Origin of the sequence: Shewanella sp. 10N.286.48.B5 (genome assembly GCF_002874355.2) — a bacterium.
GTDB lineage: Bacteria > Pseudomonadota > Gammaproteobacteria > Enterobacterales > Shewanellaceae > Shewanella.
The window spans coordinates 256,366-274,045 of record NZ_MCVG02000004.1 but is presented as its reverse complement, the minus strand read 5'-3'; the positions used below and the strand labels follow the sequence as shown (position 1 = coordinate 274,045).

Genomic DNA, 17,680 nt, shown 5'->3' with positions numbered 1-17,680 from the left:
TTAGAATGGAATCGTATTTTGACCGCACAAGTTGAACAAATATTTTTTAGTTTAATGCCAGGTAATTTGGTTGATCTACAAATAAACTCCCCGGTTAAATTTAGAACTAAAGCCACGTTAGTGGGCTACGAGATTGGTAAGTATATTATTCTCAAACATCCAGCTCCGCTTCAGATGAATAATCATCAAGATGTTTTTGCTCATGGTAATGGTGTGGTCGTGCGTTATTTGTTGGAAGGCCAGCAAGGTGAGTGTTTTGCATTTAAAACCACCATTAGAAACATCACTAAATTTCCTGAAAAATTCATATTTCTCACCTATCCCAAAGAAATTGAGAATCGTCAATTACGCACCCATCAACGCTTTGTGACCCATTTACCGTCTTCAATACAGGCAAGAGAAGACAGTGAAGGTAAGCTCGGCTCTGAACTCAAAGGGATCATTGCTGATATCTCTGCGAAAGGTTGTGGCTTTCTGTTTAAGACCGACAATGAAAACCTAAAAGTGAATGAGAAGGAGATCTTCGTCAATATTCGCAACGCCAATGACACGAATATCACCATACCAGCCAAAGTATGTAATAGCCGTTTTGAAAATGGCAAAGTCAATGTAGGTATTAAGTTTGAAGATAATGATCCGAAAATTAAACAGCTTTTAAACCAGTTATTTATCGACTTGTAAGCATGATTTAGAGTTCATCTAATTGGCCGACATATTACTGTCGGTTTTTTTATGACTGCAGCTTATAAATCAATTTTTATCATTATCTAATCAACAGAGGTAATTATCGTTTAACGGTAATTAGTTGCTGTTAATTATTAATTCTGTTAACGTTTAATTAACTTTAGCCGACCCTAAATTAATCATGGATAGAATAGTTTTACTTAGTAAATGGATTAAATTACTTATTATATTTTTAGCCTTGCTACAAATCAGTAGTTATGGCGCCACTATGGTATTTGGTGAGTTTCGAGAAGGCGAATACGTAATGACGATCGACTGGTGGGGCAGGTTTAACAGTTACCTGGCTGTCGACTTTGGTGCGCCGTGGAAAATCCTAGCCGAGACACTTTATGCTGAAGGTTTTCATGCTGGAGTGATATTAGGTAGCGTCGAAATTTTACCCTACTTACTTATTTATACTTTTCTATATCAGTTATTTGACCTTTATCAGCAAGGCTTAGTGTTCACAAAAAACAACTTCCGTTGCTTACGTCATATCGCGCTGGTATTTGTTTGGTGGATTGTATTGAGCCTGTTTTACCCGATGATTGTGGCTTCTGTACTGCACTTTAGCGGTCTCAGTAGTGCAGTGCCGATTTACTTTAGCCTTGGTAGTTATGAACTTAAGTTTGCCTTGTTCGGGCTAGTTTTTTATTGCATCGCATGGGTGATGAAGCATGCGACTGAATTACAACAAGAGGCAGATCTGACAATTTAATGGCCATAATTATTGAACTCGATGTGATGTTGGCAAAACGGAAAATGAAGTCAACTGAACTGGCTGAACTCGTTGGGATTACGCCACAAAATCTATCGGTGCTGAGAAGTGGCCGCGCTAAAGCTATCCGGTTTTCGACGTTAGATGCGATTTGCCAGCATTTAGCGTGTTCACCGGGTGATATTTTACTGTATCAGGATGAAACCTAGACCGTTTTTTATAAAGGAAGATGAGATGAAAAGTTTGATTAAAAATATATTCTCTGGGGCCGTAGTTGGCTGCATGATATTGATGACAACCGCTTGTACCATAAGGATCAGTGAAGATACGTTTATTGTTAGTGATGAGCAACCAGCCGCCTATCAAACTGATTTTGTTGTTCAATTACAACAAGTCATGCCTAACAATATCATTACGCCAGTGAGTATTGATGCCAGCGAACAAGTCAGGTTGAAAGGCTTTTACATCGATAACCCTACAAGTGATACGACCTTGATGTTTTTTCAAGGTAACGGCATGAAAATTGAGCCTGACAGTTTATCAATATTAACCAGACTATCAGAACTCAATACCGACATTTTCATTGTTGATCGTCGTGGATTAGGGGCCAGTGAAGGTCAGCCTCGAATTGAAAATTTAATCGCCGATGCACAGTTGCAACTTGACTATTTACACCAGCATTACCCAACAAATAAAGTCATTGTGCATGGCTATTCTCTAGGCAGTTTCATTGCTGCGCAATTAGTAAAAACCAATAGTGTCGACGCATTAGTATTACAAGGCTCTGCCACCAATGTTGATGATTGGATTGATGAGAAAACACCTTGGTATCTATTATTTACCCGTATCGAAATGCCTGAAGATTTCCGTAAAGCAGATAATGAGCAAGTGGTAGCGCAATACTACCAAGGCCCATTACTGGTCATTGGCGCAGAGAATGATGATCAAGTACCAGCAGAGTTGTCTGAAAAATTATTTGATGCGAGTCAGTCAGAGGTTAAAGCGTTAATCATGGTGCCAAATACTGGCCACCAAGGAATGCTAGATAACGCTCACGCGATGAGCCGCTATCAAGCGTTTGTGAATAACTTATAAAGCTGAAAATTAAAAAGAGACGTATATTCGTCTCTTTTTACCATTTTATTTATAACAGAGCTTTGAAATAGATGCTCTTTATAAACAAGCCTTAGGCTAATTTCAAGTCATGCTGCAAGCGATACATCACCATATCTTCAATGGTCAATACTGGCATATTGTGCTTTAAACCAAAGGCGACAATTTCAGGCGCTTTGGCCATAGTGCCGTCTTCGTTCGTTACTTCACACAAAACACCTGCAGGAGATAAACCGGCCATTTGCATTAAATCAACCGTGCCTTCAGTGTGACCACGGCGAGCCATAACGCCACCTGCACGCGCGCGCAGTGGAAATACATGTCCCGGACGAGCGAGGTCGCTGGCTTTCGCATTTACTGCTGTAGCCGTTTTTACTGTCGTTACTCGATCTTGAGCTGAAACGCCTGTAGTCACCCCTTCTTTAGCTTCAATTGAAACCGTAAAAGCAGTTTGGTTAGCACTGTTATTGTCTTGCACCATTGGCGGCAGTTCAAGTTTGTTGGCTTGCTCGTCCGTTAAACATAAACACACAATGCCGCTGCATTCGCGGATCATTAATGCCATTTGTTTTGCGGTTAAGTGCTCGGCTGAATAAATGATGTCACCTTCGTTTTCACGATCTTCATCATCGAGTAATAACACACCGTTACCTAATCGTAAGGCGGCTAAGGCTTTTTCAACACGTTCGATTGGATCACCAAATGGCGAAAGTAGTGTTAGCTGATTCATGGTTTACTCCTAAAAAAATACCAGAATCAGGGCTTTGAAGAGTGGCTTTACGCCAAACGAAATGCACCAGCATACCTAAGTAGTGGTGTTTTCTATTCTCTTTCATCCGGACTATAACCGTCGGCTCTGGACTGTTAGGCGTACTTCATGTGAAAACATGGCCTAAGTCACCAGATCTGCTGACCTCGAAAAATATCGAGCGCTCGCGGGCTCATCTTGGCGCATTTAGTCGCCTCGATTTACCGCCGGTGGGGAATTGCGCCCCGCCCTGAGAATTTAAATTGTGATGCTTAATAAAGTTAAGCGCGGCCATTTTATGGCAAAAATGACTATAAAAAAAGGGCTTATGCTCACAGTCTTAGATATAAAATGTCATCAAGAGTGGGGCGTTTTAGGGGGTGACTGGATAATTTTGTGAACAAACTTGCTCGCTGGTATGACCTCTGATAGCCTTTGCCGCTGACAAAGGAGTTGTAGCCCCATGAATTTATATTTTCGTCTGTTTTGGTTGTTTGTCTGGCGTATTCGTCACTGTAATCACATCGATTTTTTAGGTACCAGTCGTATTTCATATCGCGCATTACCGCTCGATTGCGATATCAATATGCATCTTACTAATTCTCGCTATCCTGCCTTTTTAGATTTAGCTCGTACTTATATGATTGCTGAAATGGGTTTAATGAAGCGATTTTTAAAACTTAAATGGCTGCCCATTGTAAACGCATCTGAGTTTACCTTTATTAAAGATATTAAGCCGCTGGAGAAATTTGACATTGAAACCAAGATAGTTGGTTGGGATGAGAAATATTTCTATATTGAGCAGCGCTTTGTATCTAATCGTGGGGTTCATTGTATTGCCCATGTGCGTGGTGTGTTTGTTTGCAAAGGTAAGCAAGTGCCTATCAGTAAGTTAATTGCCGAAGCGGGCTACGACGGCGCTATGCCAGTAATGACTGCTGAAGTGGTTAAGTGGAAACAATTTCTGCAAGTAAAAAAAGATCAGAATATTGCCCCTAAGCTGAGTCAGGTAGCATAATAAGCGCTAGTCATTTATTTAACGGGGTTAGCTTGTGGCCAAATTAGAAAAATTCAGCGATATTTTTGACCGCGCCAGTGAGCGAAAAGGTGGCAGTAAGGCGTTAGCTCATTTATTGCCTCTGACCCTTGAAGCGGATGAGATTGGTCAATTTTCTGATGCACAACTTTTGTCTGCCATGAGCAAGCAAGTGTTTCAAAGTGGCTTTGTGTGGCGGGTGGTTGAGAATAAATGGCCTGCGTATGAAAAAGCCTTCTTTGATTTTGAACCGTTTAAAGTATTAATGCTGTCACCGGATCAAATTCAGCAGCGCGCCACTGACGCAACGCTTATTCGCCATCAAAAGAAAACCCAATCTATTGTTGATAATGCCTATATGGTGCAGCAAATTGCGGCTGAGCATGGCAGCTTTGCTGAGTTTATTGCTAATTGGCCATCGGAAGATATCACAGGACTTTGGCAAGTATTAAAAAAGAAAGGCAGTCGTTTAGGTGGCAATACTGGGCCGTATTTTTTACGTAATGTGGGTAAGGATACGTTTTTATTAACCACTGATGTGCAGTCATATCTCAAAGCCACTAAGGTGGTTGATGCCGGATTTACCTCGCAAACGGCATTGCGCCAATCCCAAGCGGCTTTTAACCACTGGCAGCAAGAGTCAGGACTCACCTTGGCTGAAATAAGCCGCATTATTTCACTTAGTGTGGGTGAAAATAGGCTTTAAACCTCATATCGGGCTAAAAACATTTTTGCGCTTTCATCGGCTAAATGCTGCCGTTGTTGATCATTTAACAGTGGGTTACAGGTTAAAATTTGGGGCCAAAAACATTGGCCTTTGATTAAATGCAGCAGTTGTTCATTGGCAAACATCGCATCTTCTATTTGAATCCTTCCATCTAAAGCTGCGGCTTTAATCCAGCGTAATATCGCCGTTTCATGCTGTTTCATTTTTTCAATTTCACGAACCATTTCTTCACTATTGTAAAATAAGTGCCCAATAGCGACGCGTGCCATATCAATATGCTCTCGAGAGTTCATAAATTGAATCTCGGTCAAAATGATGGCTGATAACTGCGAAAACAGCGCTTGTTGCGGCTGATATTGCCCTTGATTGCTGGCCATGGCTTCAAACCATAACTCACTTACAAGGTGCATGACTAAGGCTTCTTTAGTGGCGAAGTGATTGTAAACAGTGCGCTTAGACACTTGTGCCTCTTCTGCCAGTTTATCCATGCTGGTCGCCGCTACACCTAGTTTTTTGAACATCCGCTTGGCTGCGTCAACTATGGCCTCATGCTTTTGCTGGCTGAGGGTTTTCTTGGTTATTGTCATATCTGTTTACAAATCTTCGCTGGGAGTCGTGCAAGTATATTACACTGAGTAGTTTACTTTTCAACAATGAATCAATAAACTGCACCGTGTAGTTTACATTTGCTGTATGAATGTTGAACTGCTACATGCTATTAGTTCAGCCATTTATGGCAATGAGCATTATGATCATTTTAATAAAGCCGTCGTATTGGTTTCAAAGATTGGCAAAATATTTTAATGCCTCAATCAATAAGTAGACTATCTTTTTATTGATTGAAGCATTCCTGACCGTTTTAGTGTCGCAACAAGGTGGTAAAAAGCAGGTGAGCTCAGGTTCGTCGTAACCTCAGCTGAGTGCATTACCTCACCTTGGTATATTTGAGCGCTATATCAATTTATAGGCAAGTTGGGATAGCTAAGGCTAAAAAATAAACTATTCTTTAATGGCGATGGTGCTTACCAATCTGCGCTTAAGATATTTGTTAGCTTTGACGGGATATGTTTATTTTATCAGAAGGCTAGTGATCGTGGTCTAGTCAGCGTATGACAACTTACGCTGCTGTGGTTAAGCAGTATAAAGCATCCTGACAAGGCTCATGATGGTGGCGGGATATGCTGATTAACTCTGTATTCGTGCTACAAGTGCCACAATTAATATTGTAGGTAGGTATTTTTTCAGGATTTAATACTAGGCGCACACCTTTTTTGATTAGAATGTTGTATATTTACGCACTTTTAAAAGTGAGCCAGCTAACCTTTTTGTAACACTTTCGTGTGTATTTTTTGTTGTTGCTACAGCTAAGTCAACAAAGCGTATACAAAGTATCTAAGTTTATTATTTGTTTACAATTTATAATTTTTTAATTGGTTGTAATGGTTGTTGAGCTCGCAAGTGTATGGGATAACAACGTCCATTAAAATTTCAAGCTTAAAACGTTGAAAAACGTTGAAATATATATCCAGCAAATATTTACCCTTCAAACAAGGTGAAATTTACTGATGATGTCATTAGGAGTAGGAGCAGTCATGCGCAAAGCACTGAAAATAGCCTCAGTTATCACTGCGGCTTTATGGATTACCGCTTGTGGTCAAGCCGAACAAGGCCAAGGCCAACAAAAAGCACCACCCGCACCAGTAGGGGTGATGAGTGTGACTGAGCAATCTCAAGCCATTTATGTTGAATTACCAGGTCGTAGTCGTGCTTTTTTAGAAGCGGAAGTACGCCCACAGGTATCAGGCATCATCACCAACCGTGGTTTTGTTGAAGGTAAAGATGTCGAAGCGGGTCAGTCACTGTATCAAATTGACTCTGCAACTTACAAAGCTGCTTTAGTTAGCGCAGAAGCAGATTTAGCCAGCGCGAATGCAGCCTTGGCTTCTGCGAAAGCTACAGCAGACCGTTATGCAGCCTTGGTTAAAACTAATGCTATTAGTGCCCAAGACTTTGATGAAGCTGATGCAGCCTACAAAGAAGCAATCGCTAAGGTGACTGTTGCTGAGGCAGCAATTAATACTGCTAAAATCAACCTTGAATACACAGAAGTACGTGCACCAATCTCTGGTCGTATTGGCACATCAAGTGTCACTCCTGGTGCACTAGTTACTGCTAATCAATCAAATACACTGGCGAAAATTCAGCAACTTGATCCAATCAATATCGATATTGCTCAATCAAGTGCACAACTATTACGTCTTAAGTCAAAACTTAGACAAGGCAAGTTACAGCAAAGCGAAAATGCTGAAGTGACCCTTATTCTTGAAGACGGTAGCACTTACGAGAACGTAGGTACATTGCAGTTCTCTGAAGTGAGCGTCAATGAAGCAACAGGTTCGGTGATTATCCGTGCTGAATTCCCTAACCCTGATGGGGTGTTGTTGCCTGGTATGTATGTGCGCGCGATTTTAAATGCCGGACAAGATCCATCAGCCATTTTAGTGCCGCAAAAAGCCATTACCCGTAACACAAAAGGTGAAGCGGTAGCTATGATTGTTAATGCTGATAATCAAGCTGAAGCGCGCGTGGTGAAAACAGCAGAGGTGATTAATCACCAATGGCGTATTACTGAAGGCTTAAAGGCTGGCGACAAATTGATTGTCGAAGGTCTGCAAAAAGTTCGTCCTGGCGCTGAAGTTGCTCCACAAGTTTTAACCGAAAACACTCCAACTAAATAGGGTAACGTTATGGCTCGTTTCTTTATCGATCGCCCTATTTTTGCATGGGTGATCTCAATTCTAATCATGTTGGCAGGGGTCTTAGCAATTAAAGATCTTCCTGTGGCGCAGTACCCGAGTATTGCACCGCCAACAGTTGAAATAACCGCGTTTTATCCTGGCGCGTCTGCAAAGACCATGGAAGATACAGTAACTCAGGTTATTGAACAACGTATGACGGGTATTGACCATCTGCGTTATATTGCCTCAAGCAGTGATAGTTTTGGTAATGCAAAAATCACCTTAACCTTTAATGCTGAAGCCGATCCGGATATTGCTCAAGTACAAGTGCAAAATAAGCTGCAAGCTGCGATGACCTTGTTACCGCAAGAGGTGCAATCTCAGGGTGTTAACGTGGTTAAATCAAGTGCTGGTTTCTTGATGGTTGCAGCGTTTGTATCTGAAGATGGTTCGCTGGATAAAACCGATATTGCCGATTATGTTGCTGCCAATATTCAAGATCCGTTAAGCCGTGTTGCTGGTGTAGGTGAATTGCAATTATTCGGAGCCCAATATGCAATGCGTATTTGGCTTGATCCGTTAAAGCTGACGCAATACAACTTAACTAGTATTGATGTTATGGCCGCGATTCGTGAGCAAAATGCGCAGATTTCAGCGGGTCAATTAGGTGGTGCGCCATCAATTGCTGGCCAAGAATTAAATGCGACCATTACTGCCCAAAGCCGTTTGCAAACTCCTGAGCAATTTAAAGGGATTATTCTCAAATCTGACACCTCTGGTGCTAACGTTTACCTGAGCGACGTAGCTCGCGTTGCACTGGGTTCTGAAAGCTACTCAGTGGAATCATTCTTTAACGGTAAACCCGCTGCTGGTATTGGTGTGCAGTTAGCCACAGGTGCTAACGCGCTTGATACCGCAAAAAATGTTCGTGAAATGCTTGCTGACTTGCAAACTTATTTCCCTGACAGCTTAGAGATTTATTACCCATATGACACTACGCCATTTGTTGAGAAATCAATTGAAGGTGTTGTGCATACCCTTATCGAAGCAGTGATTTTAGTGTTCCTGATCATGTATCTGTTCTTGCAGAACTTCAGAGCAACACTAATTCCAACGATTGCGGTACCCGTGGTATTACTTGGTACATTCGCCATTTTATCAGCGACTGGTTTCTCTATTAACACCTTAACCATGTTCGCTATGGTACTGGCTATTGGTCTGTTAGTAGATGATGCGATTGTTGTGGTGGAAAACGTCGAGCGTGTTATGTCTGAAGAGGGCTTAAGCCCACTTGAAGCCACCCGCAAATCGATGGATCAAATTACTGGCGCACTTGTGGGTATTGGTTTAACCCTGTCAGCAGTATTCGTACCTATGGCATTTATGTCAGGTTCAACTGGTGTTATTTATCGTCAGTTCTCGATTACGATTGTGTCTGCAATGGCGCTGTCTGTTTTAATCGCGATGATTTTAACCCCGGCATTATGTGCCACCATGCTTAAGCCAATTCCAAAAGGCCATACCCATATTAATACTGGGTTCTTTGGCTGGTTTAACCGTAACTTTGATAAGTTAACCTCGCGCTATGAAGCGGGTGTAGCAAAAATCCTTAAGCGTACTGTGCGCATGATGGGTGTCTATCTTGTACTGGTTATCGCGACTGGTTGGATTTTCATGCGCATGCCAACAGCATTCTTGCCAGATGAAGACCAAGGCATCTTGTTTACCCAAGCAATTTTGCCAACTAACTCGACTCAAGAAAGCACCATGAAAGTGCTTGAGGATGTGAGTGACTATTACTTGGAAGAAGAAGGCGATATCGTTAAATCTGTATTTAGTGTTGCAGGTTTCAGTTTCGCTGGCTCTGGTCAAAACATGGGTATTGCTTTCGTCGGTCTTGAAGACTGGGCTGAACGTGGTGGTGAAGGGCAAGATGTTCAATCCTTGTCTAACCGTGCAATGGGTCGTTTCATGCAGATGAAAGACGCCTTAGTGTTTGCCTTTGTACCGCCAGCGGTAATTGAATTAGGCACGGCCAATGGTTTTGATATGTACCTGCAAGATCGTAGTGGTCAAGGTCATGAGGCGTTAATTGCAGCCCGTAATCAGTTATTAGGTATGGCAGCGCAGAATCCGAACCTTGTGGGCGTACGTCCTAATGGGCAAGAAGATGCACCTATGTACCAAATCCATGTTGATCAAGCTAAAATTCGCGCCTTAGGTGTGGATATCGATGATGTAAACAGTGTACTAGCAACCGCTTATGGTGGTTCGTATGTGAATGACTTTATCGACCGTGGTCGCGTTAAGAAAGTATACGTACAAGGTGATGCTGAATACCGTATGCAACCAAGTGATTTAGAAACCTGGTTTGTGCGTAACTCAAAAGGTGAAATGGTACCTTTCTCGGCCTTTACTACTGGTTCATGGGAATTTGGTTCGCCACAATTACAACGCTTTAACGGTTTACCAGCGGTCAATATTCAAGGTGCAACTATGCCCGGATATAGCTCTGGTGATGCAATGCTTGATTTCGAGAGAATGGTGCAAGATTTACCACCAGGGTTTGGTATCGAGTGGAATGGCTTATCTTATGAAGAGAGATTATCAGGTAACCAGGCACCAGCGTTATACGCACTATCTATTTTAGTGGTATTCCTTGTACTAGCAGCACTTTATGAAAGTTGGACGGTACCATTTGCGGTAATCCTAGTTGTGCCATTAGGGGTTATCGGGGCACTGCTGGCGATGAATGGTCGTGGTTTACCTAACGATGTATTTTTCCAAGTAGGTCTACTGACGACGGTAGGGCTGGCAACCAAGAATGCCATCTTGATTGTAGAATTCGCCAAAGACTTCTATGACAAGGGTGCAGGACTGGTTGAAGCGACTTTGCACGCAGTGCGAGTACGTTTACGTCCAATCTTGATGACATCTCTAGCCTTTGGTTTAGGTGTTGTACCGCTAGCAATTAGTACCGGTGTTGGTTCTGGTAGTAAGAATGCACTAGGTACAGGCGTACTTGGTGGCATGATGAGTTCTACCTTTATTGGTATCTTCTTAATCCCACTGTTCTTCGTGGTGGTTGAGAAAATCTTCAATAAGAAAGAGCGTAAAGGTTATGTACCACCTGAAACGAAAAGTGATTCAGCTGAATAAGCGCTAATCACTGTAGTTATCCTTAAAAAGCCCAGCAGATGCTGGGCTTTTTGTTGCTCGTTATTTAAGGCTTATTGCCTTTAATCAGCCATGCTATCGCTTAAGTTGATGAGCTGACTCAGGGAGAAGTGTGCCGTTACTGTGACCTAACATAGTGAGATATGCTTAATGGCATGGGCGCAGATTAACGGCGCTATGACAAGAACGACCGGATCAGTGGGAGCACCTTGTATTGCAATAACTCGAGTCAGTTAAGTTGAGTTCGATGCTTTGGTTGCAGAACCTCGGTTATAGCTAGCAAATGCAACTAACCCAATTCCTGTTATTAATGAAATAGTGCCATCAATGAAATACTCCTATCAATAAATACCTATCAATGAATACCCCTCCATGAAAGAGTCACTGTCAAAAACGCAATAAAAAGCCCTGTAAATACAGGGCTAATAAGCTAATCAGTTTCAGTCATTATGGTATGACAACGACATTCGTTATGGCGTGTAATAAGTTGCAGCGCCAGGACCTACAGGGAAGCCTAAAACAAATACCCATAGGAAGAAGAACAGCGTCCAACCGATAAAGAACACGATTGAGTAAGGCAGCATGGTGGCAATCAAGGTACCGATACCTAGATTCTTCTTATAACGGCTTGCAACCGCCAGAATTAGACCGAAATAGCTCATCATTGGCGTTATCAAGTTAGTGACCGAATCACCTATTCGATACGCTGCCTGAATGGTTTCAGGGGCATAGCCTACTAGCATTAACATAGGTACAAATATCGGCGCAGTAACTGCCCATTGCGCCGAAGCACTACCGAGCATTAAGTTGATAAAACCACACAACATAATAAACAGTACAAATACTAATGGCCCAGTTAAACCAATACTGCTCAAGGCATCCGCGCCAGTTACCGCTAATACCGCGCCTAAATTGGTCCATTTAAAGAAAGCCACAAACTGCGAGGCAAAAAATACCAACACAATATACATACCCATGGTACTCATACTGTGAGACATGGCATTAATGATGTCGGTGTCTTTTTTCATGCTGCCGACCACTTTACCGTACACCAAGCCCGGGATAGCAAAGCCGATAAAGATAAACGCCACAATGCCTTTTAAAAATGGTGAGCCTGAAACTAAGCCGGTTTCAGGATTTCGTAGTGGGGCGCCTTCAGGAATAATGGTCAATGCCAATAAGCTTGATAAGACCAATACAGAGAAACCCGCCACCTTTAAGGCATGTTTTTCTTCTGTAGTGACAATATCCATTTTCTGTTCAGATAAGTCATCAGCCGCTTCAGATACATCGTATTTTCCTAGTTTGGGTTCAACGATTTTTTCGGTAACCAGTGCGCCTAATATAGTGATTAAAAAGGTCGACACAAACATGAAGTACCAGTTGACCTCTGGTCCAACAATATAATCTGGGTCAATCATTTGCGCCGCAGCTTCAGTGATACCTGATAGTAAAGGGTCGACCGTGCCTAATAGTAAGTTAGCGCTGTAGCCGCCGGATACCCCAGCAAAAGCGGCTGCTAATCCGGCTAAAGGATGACGCCCAAGGGAGTGAAATATCATTGCCGCCATTGGGATCAGCACCACATAACCTAGCTCTGATGCGGTATTGGACACAATACCCGCAAACACAATCGTTAGTGTAACAAGGCGCTTTGAAGTGCCCATGACCAATAAACGCATAGCGGCAGATAATAACCCTGAGCGCTCAGCAATACCGACACCCAGTAAGGCCACTAATACAGTGCCCAATGGGGTGAAGCCGGTAAAGTTAGTCACTAAGTTGGATACGATCATCCGCAAACCTTCAGCATTCATCAAGCTGACCACATGGATTAAGCCATCCTCACTGCGACCTGAGCTGCCCATAGGGCGAGGGTCTGCAACTGTCATTTCGAAATAACCCGCAATACCACTAATGGCAATGACAGCTAAGCAGAACATGGCAAATAAGGTAATTGGGTGAGGTAATAAATTGCCTAATCTTTCGACAATGTTAAGAAAACGGACAAAGGTGCCACTTGAGGCGAGGTCCTGAGGCGTACCCTTATTAGGCACAGCTTTAGATGGATCAAGGTTCATGAATATCCCTTAAATAGGCTTAATTATTAGAGTTTGAGATTTTGCCAATCTACAGACTATATGACCTATTTTAAAATAAGCTTAAATCTAGGCGGAAAAAGCTGATAAATATCAGTTAACATCAAATTTTCATTGAGTCTAACTCAATAACAACTAATTATCGAAAAAAAGCGCTATTTAGTTGTACTGATGTTGTAAGTTGGTATAAAAAACACTCATTCTTGTTTTTGCTTAAGATGCTGTTTTAAAAGAGTTAAAAAATATTTTTAATCATTTTGTTCTATATTTTTTACCTTTTTGAATGGTAGCGTCAAAGCTTGCTGTTAAGTTAAGCTTTTTAATGGTTTTAACCATGGTATTTGTCGGGTTTCTATATGAGTTGTAAAAAATCGTGCAAAAAACAACATCTGCATTGAGTGTATGTTTAGTGAACAGGGTGTTGATTCTTCGCTATGATGAGGCAAGCTAGTCAGTGCTCAATATAAACGTGATAATAATAATGATAAAAATACCTTTACATATTTTAGCTTCAAACTTGGCTTTTACGGTCAACACATACATAAAGCGATTACTCAGGCAGAGTTGCGCAAACGCCTTAATAAGCGGTTGCGGTGTAAGTTTACTGATCTTATTCAGCGCTTCCGTAACTGTTACCCAAGCCAATACCGGAGCTGGGTTTGAAATACAGGCACAGCAGAAAGCTAAAATTCAACTGACAATGACTGCGCCAGTTAAACCGCAAATAATTGCCAAAGCACAAACGCAGATTGAGCAAAGCAAACCGAATCAGAAACTTACTCCCACAGCAGCGTCGTTAGGATTAACTGAAAAATCGCCGCAAGCGGATAAAATTACTGCGTCGCAAAGTGAGCGCATAAAACCTCAAAAGCAGCTTGCAACCAGCACTAACGTGCAGCCTAAAGTGATTAAAGTGGCGACTATGCCGACGCCCCTAGCCCAAGCGCCCAAGCGTCAACAAGTCTTGCATGCGCCTATTGTGGTATTACCTTTAGCAAGTGACACGGGTGATGCTGAGTCTGGCTCTCAAGTTAAACCCCGCTCTCAAGTTAAACCAAAGAAACAACAGGTATTACACCCTCCGGTCGTGGCGCTTAAGCAGCCAGCAAAACCTGCTATGGTGTTAAAGCCCAAAGTGATTGTTGAACAAACTGCGATAAAATCAGCGGCTGTTGTAGAGCGTTATCAGCCTCCTGCAAAGAAGAAGTATTTTTCGCGCCAGCCGTCAGCGGATAATGCAGCACCAACAATGGTTTCAAGCGCATTAACCGCAAAAAGTACCTTGACCGCAGGTAGTCAGACTAAAAAACCAAAACGTAAAATCTATCAGTATCAACAAAATGGCGTGACCACTTTTTCAAATGTCGTGCCCACCACTGAGGACTTTGACGTTTTATTGTATGACTGCTTTGCCTGCCAAGTAGACTCGCAGCTTGATTGGCAGCGTATTCCCATATTTGTCTCTAAGCATAAACAGTTAGTCGAGGATGCTGCCAAACAATTTCAGTTAGATCCTGCGTTAATTCGGGCGGTGATCCATGCGGAATCAGCATTTAATGCCAAAGCGCACTCAAAGGTGGGGGCAATTGGATTAATGCAATTAATGCCTGCCACAGCCAAAGAGTTGGGCGTGACCGATGCTTATAACGTGCGGCAGAATATTCTGGGTGGTAGCCAATATTTAGCGTACTTACTTGAACGATTTGATAATGATATTGAGCTTGCCTGCGCCGCCTATAATGCTGGCCCAACAACCGTGACTAAGTACCAAGGAATCCCGCCATACCCAGAGACTCAAGCCTATGTTGAGCGGGTAAAAATCTTGCTAAAACGCTATCAAGCAGCATTAGCGAGCTAATAATCTAAAGATTTAAGAGGATGATATGAACAGGGATACACACACAATAACCATAAAAAAGTGCTATCAAGTTATTGGCGTACTATCGCTATTAAGCGTTAATATTGTTGGGTTTAATGCGATTGCAGCCCAGCAAAGTCATCTCGCGCCATCAGAAGAAGATCTGCGTTTATATGATATTGCCACAGCGCCGCAGGCTAAGCGTTTACGCACAGATGTAGAAACGCTGGTGAGCTTTGGCACTCGTCATACCTTATCTGAAACACAATCTGATACCCAAGGTATTGGCGCAGCAAGGCGCTGGATTAAAGCTGAATTTGAACGGATATCTGCTGATTGTGGTGGCTGTTTAGAAGTTGTCATGGTGGGCGAAACGGTTAGTGGTAAACGCATTCCTGAACCCACTGAAGTGGTAAATGTATTTGCGATTCAGCGAGGCACAACAGATCCTAACCGCGTGGTAATGATGAGTGGTGATATTGACTCTCGGGTAACCGACCCGATGGATTTTACCTCGGTATCTCCGGGGGCCAATGATAATGCCTCTGGGGTTGCTGGCGCTTTAGAGGCCGCGCGAGTGCTGTCGAAATATCAATTCAATGGCACAATTGTTTATGCGGCGCTTTCAGGTGAAGAGCAAGGTTTATATGGCGGTGATGTGCTGATTAATTATGCTAAAAAGCATGACTGGCAAATCCAAGCGGTGTTGAACAATGACATGATTGGCAATATTGCTGGCATTAACGGGGTTATTAACAATTCTACTGTAAGAGTATTTTCTGAAGGGGTCAGAATTGCAGAAACTCCTGAGGAAGCCAAACAGCGTTATTTCAGCGGTGGCGAAAATGATTCCGCTTCACGTAATCTGGCACGAAAAATTAAATCCTTAGTTGATCAATACATGACTAACCTTGATGTGATGTTGGTATATCGTCTCGATCGCTTTGGCCGTGGCGGCCATCATTTACCGTTTAATAAAGCAGGTATGCCTGCCGTTAGAGTGATGGAAGCTAATGAGCATTATGATCGCCAGCATCAAGATATTCGCACTGAAAATGCTATTGAATATGGTGATGTGCTTGCTGGGGTGGATTTTGACTTTAATGCCAAGCTCACCGCACTTAATGCCATTAGTTTGGCTTCAATGGCGTGGGCACCAGAGCCGCCAAAAGGGGTGAACATCGAAGGTATTATGCAACCCGATACCAAACTGCAATGGCAGCCACAACCGAATAAGAATATATTAGGTTATCGGGTCTATTGGCGCTCAACCACAGAATCTGAATGGAGTCATAGTCGTTATGTTGGTAACGTGAATGAATTTATTATGAAAAACATGGTCATAGATAATTATGTCTACGGTGTTGCCAGTGTCGGCGACAACGGTAATACCAGTCCAGTGGTATTCCCTGGAGCGGCTGGTGCTTTTTAACTTTATGATTTATTGAGGATAAATATGAAAAGGATATTCATAGCTAGTTTAGTATCGGTTATTTTAGTTGGTATTAGCGGGTGCTCATCAATGACGGCACAAAATGCAACCTGTGATTTTATTCAGGGAGCGCATGATAGTGCTAAAGAACGTGAAGAGCGGGAAGCTAGGCCTGGGGCTACAGCATCTTTGAGTAAAAATAAGGATGTTCAAGAGGGGGTTATCTCTGCAATTTTTGGTTCTATTTTTCGTTCAAGTGATGATGAATGCGAATTGAAACCTTATACAAGCTGATAAACTTGAGTAATGCCCATGCAAATATGACATGGGCTTTTTTATTGAGCTTAAACCATTAAAAGAGCGGCTTAAGCTCAGTTAGTTTAAATTATTCAGGCACTTCTAACTTAACCACGGTTTTACCACCGCTTTGGCCAAGACAGCGCTCTAGGTAATCTAATGTCTCTTTCGCGGTAGTATCTAGCTTCCATGGTGGGTTTATCACCCATAAGCCTGCTGCAGTCATACCAAATACATTGTTGTCAGGGGTAATTGATTGTTCAATCCGCAGCTGATTTTTTATACCACTATCAGCCAGTATTTTTAACATGGACTCAGTTTGAGCTCTATCAACCACCGGATACCACAGCATATAAACACCAGTAGCAAAGCGTTTGTGTGCTTTGATAATGGCATGGGCAACATCTTGATAATCGGTTTTCATTTCATAACTTGGGTCAATCAAGGCAACCGCGCGGCGCTCAAGAGGAGGCACTGCAGCTATCAAACCTTTTAAGCCGTCACCTTTAACGACACGAACATGTCTGTCATCAGCAAACTGTTCATCAAGTGAAGCAAAATCAGTACCGTGTAACTCATGTAAAACCATGCGATCTTTTTCACGCATGTTCATATCAACAAAAGCAGGTGAACCCGGGTAAAAAGACAGTTCTTCCTCACCTTGGTTGAAGTGTTTTACATCGTCAATATACAGCTGCAAAGGCTCAGGTAAATCATCTTTACCCCAAAGCTTAGCTACGCCATCTAAATATTCGCCAGTTTTCTTTGAAAACTCATCAGTTAGTGAGTAACCGCCTGCACCCGCATGGCTATCGATATAGGCCATAGGCTTATCTTTTTTGTGCATCAATTTAAGTACTTGCAGCAACATAGTGTGCTTAAGTACATCGGCATAATTGCCAGCATGAAAACCGTGGCGGTAACTTAACATGAGAGTGTCCGAAAATTAATAAGCAGTCTAAGCTGCAAGATAGCTACATTATAGGGGCTAAGTCTAAGCAGGTATAGGTATTC

15 protein-coding genes and 1 riboswitch are annotated in these 17,680 nt (G+C 42.4%); of the genes, 11 read left to right on the top strand and 4 right to left on the bottom strand.

What is annotated here, in order from left to right; all coding sequences use genetic code 11:
• Positions 1–18: 18 nt before the first annotated feature.
• The 4 genes from BCU57_RS20145 to BCU57_RS20130 all read left to right on the top strand — a co-directional run bounded on the left by BCU57_RS20145 (position 19) and on the right by BCU57_RS20130 (position 2,536).
• Positions 19–681, top strand: coding sequence for a flagellar brake protein (locus tag BCU57_RS20145; protein ID WP_241903540.1), 663 nt, complete (start codon positions 19–21; stop codon positions 679–681).
• A gap of 184 nt (positions 682–865) precedes the next feature.
• The gene (locus tag BCU57_RS20140) at positions 866–1,441 is read left to right on the top strand and encodes a DUF2975 domain-containing protein (protein ID WP_102439377.1); all 576 of its coding nucleotides are present in this window, start codon (positions 866–868) and stop codon (positions 1,439–1,441) included.
• Positions 1,441–1,650 carry a helix-turn-helix domain-containing protein gene (locus BCU57_RS20135; RefSeq protein WP_102439378.1) on the top strand — a complete coding sequence of 70 codons (210 nt, stop codon included), beginning with the start codon at positions 1,441–1,443 and terminating at the stop codon, positions 1,648–1,650. The genes BCU57_RS20140 and BCU57_RS20135 overlap by 1 nt, the downstream gene beginning before the upstream one ends.
• A gap of 25 nt (positions 1,651–1,675) precedes the next feature.
• Entirely contained in the window at positions 1,676–2,536 is an 861-nt protein-coding gene (locus BCU57_RS20130; protein ID WP_102439379.1) for an alpha/beta hydrolase, read from the top strand.
• Positions 2,537–2,627: 91 nt separating this feature from the next.
• On the opposite strand, the gene ribB is transcribed toward BCU57_RS20130, so the two are convergent.
• Positions 2,628–3,284 carry a 3,4-dihydroxy-2-butanone-4-phosphate synthase gene (gene ribB / locus BCU57_RS20125; protein ID WP_102439380.1) on the bottom strand — a complete coding sequence of 219 codons (657 nt, stop codon included), beginning with the start codon at positions 3,282–3,284 and terminating at the stop codon, positions 2,628–2,630.
• A 90-nt stretch (positions 3,285–3,374) separates the two neighbouring features.
• Positions 3,375–3,564, bottom strand: a riboswitch (FMN riboswitch).
• Between the two features lie 201 nt (positions 3,565–3,765).
• Between ribB and BCU57_RS20120 the strand changes: the two genes are divergently transcribed.
• The gene (locus BCU57_RS20120) at positions 3,766–4,320 is read left to right on the top strand and encodes a thioesterase family protein (RefSeq protein ID WP_102439381.1); all 555 of its coding nucleotides are present in this window, start codon (positions 3,766–3,768) and stop codon (positions 4,318–4,320) included.
• Between the two features lie 34 nt (positions 4,321–4,354).
• A complete protein-coding gene (locus BCU57_RS20115) occupies positions 4,355–5,044 on the top strand; it encodes a DNA-3-methyladenine glycosylase I (RefSeq protein WP_102439382.1) in 690 nt (229 codons plus the stop codon).
• Here BCU57_RS20115 and BCU57_RS20110 read toward each other — a convergent pair.
• A complete protein-coding gene (locus BCU57_RS20110) occupies positions 5,041–5,652 on the bottom strand; it encodes a TetR/AcrR family transcriptional regulator (RefSeq protein ID WP_102439383.1) in 612 nt (203 codons plus the stop codon). The two genes, BCU57_RS20115 and BCU57_RS20110, sit on opposite strands and share 4 nt — an antisense overlap.
• Before the next feature lie 1,005 nt (positions 5,653–6,657).
• On the opposite strand from BCU57_RS20110, the gene BCU57_RS20105 reads away from it, so the two are divergent.
• Both BCU57_RS20105 and BCU57_RS20100 read left to right on the top strand, forming a co-directional pair.
• Entirely contained in the window at positions 6,658–7,803 is a 1,146-nt protein-coding gene (locus BCU57_RS20105) for an efflux RND transporter periplasmic adaptor subunit (RefSeq protein WP_102439384.1), read from the top strand.
• Between the two features lie 9 nt (positions 7,804–7,812).
• Entirely contained in the window at positions 7,813–10,962 is a 3,150-nt protein-coding gene (locus BCU57_RS20100; protein ID WP_102439385.1) for an efflux RND transporter permease subunit, read from the top strand.
• Between the two features lie 488 nt (positions 10,963–11,450).
• Here the strand turns inward: BCU57_RS20100 and BCU57_RS20095 are convergent, their stop codons facing one another.
• Positions 11,451–13,061 (bottom strand): AbgT family transporter, encoded by a 1,611-nt coding sequence (locus BCU57_RS20095; protein ID WP_102439386.1) that lies wholly within the window; start codon positions 13,059–13,061, stop codon positions 11,451–11,453.
• Positions 13,062–14,196: 1,135 nt separating this feature from the next.
• On the opposite strand from BCU57_RS20095, the gene BCU57_RS20090 reads away from it, so the two are divergent.
• Genes BCU57_RS20090 through BCU57_RS20080 form a run of 3 tightly spaced genes read left to right on the top strand, consistent with a single transcriptional unit; the run spans position 14,197 to position 16,663 of the window.
• Positions 14,197–14,937 (top strand): lytic transglycosylase domain-containing protein, encoded by a 741-nt coding sequence (locus BCU57_RS20090; protein ID WP_102439443.1) that lies wholly within the window; start codon positions 14,197–14,199, stop codon positions 14,935–14,937.
• 25 nt (positions 14,938–14,962) lie between these two features.
• Positions 14,963–16,369 carry a M28 family peptidase gene (locus BCU57_RS20085; protein ID WP_102439387.1) on the top strand — a complete coding sequence of 469 codons (1,407 nt, stop codon included), beginning with the start codon at positions 14,963–14,965 and terminating at the stop codon, positions 16,367–16,369.
• Positions 16,370–16,393: 24 nt separating this feature from the next.
• Complete coding sequence (locus tag BCU57_RS20080) at positions 16,394–16,663, top strand: hypothetical protein (protein ID WP_102439388.1); 270 nt, start codon at positions 16,394–16,396, stop codon at positions 16,661–16,663.
• 91 nt (positions 16,664–16,754) lie between these two features.
• Here BCU57_RS20080 and BCU57_RS20075 read toward each other — a convergent pair whose 3' ends face one another.
• A complete protein-coding gene (locus tag BCU57_RS20075) occupies positions 16,755–17,597 on the bottom strand; it encodes a 23S rRNA (adenine(2030)-N(6))-methyltransferase RlmJ (RefSeq protein WP_102439389.1) in 843 nt (280 codons plus the stop codon).
• Between the last annotated feature and the right edge of the window lie 83 nt (positions 17,598–17,680).

Bases quoted from the DNA above. Each gene is read 5' to 3' on its own strand.
- BCU57_RS20140 (WP_102439377.1), top strand. From the start codon at position 866: ATGGATAGAATAGTTTTACTTAGTAAATGGATTAAATTACTTATTATA.
- BCU57_RS20135 (WP_102439378.1), top strand. From the start codon at position 1,441: ATGGCCATAATTATTGAACTCGATGTGATGTTGGCAAAACGGAAAATG.
- BCU57_RS20130 (WP_102439379.1), top strand. From the start codon at position 1,676: ATGAAAAGTTTGATTAAAAATATATTCTCTGGGGCCGTAGTTGGCTGC.
- ribB (WP_102439380.1), bottom strand. From the start codon at position 3,284: ATGAATCAGCTAACACTACTTTCGCCATTTGGTGATCCAATCGAACGT.
- BCU57_RS20120 (WP_102439381.1), top strand. From the start codon at position 3,766: ATGAATTTATATTTTCGTCTGTTTTGGTTGTTTGTCTGGCGTATTCGT.
- BCU57_RS20110 (WP_102439383.1), bottom strand. From the start codon at position 5,652: ATGACAATAACCAAGAAAACCCTCAGCCAGCAAAAGCATGAGGCCATA.
- BCU57_RS20105 (WP_102439384.1), top strand. From the start codon at position 6,658: ATGCGCAAAGCACTGAAAATAGCCTCAGTTATCACTGCGGCTTTATGG.
- BCU57_RS20100 (WP_102439385.1), top strand. From the start codon at position 7,813: ATGGCTCGTTTCTTTATCGATCGCCCTATTTTTGCATGGGTGATCTCA.
- BCU57_RS20095 (WP_102439386.1), bottom strand. From the start codon at position 13,061: ATGAACCTTGATCCATCTAAAGCTGTGCCTAATAAGGGTACGCCTCAG.
- BCU57_RS20090 (WP_102439443.1), top strand. From the start codon at position 14,197: ATGGTGTTAAAGCCCAAAGTGATTGTTGAACAAACTGCGATAAAATCA.
- BCU57_RS20085 (WP_102439387.1), top strand. From the start codon at position 14,963: ATGAACAGGGATACACACACAATAACCATAAAAAAGTGCTATCAAGTT.
- BCU57_RS20080 (WP_102439388.1), top strand. From the start codon at position 16,394: ATGAAAAGGATATTCATAGCTAGTTTAGTATCGGTTATTTTAGTTGGT.
- BCU57_RS20075 (WP_102439389.1), bottom strand. From the start codon at position 17,597: ATGTTAAGTTACCGCCACGGTTTTCATGCTGGCAATTATGCCGATGTA.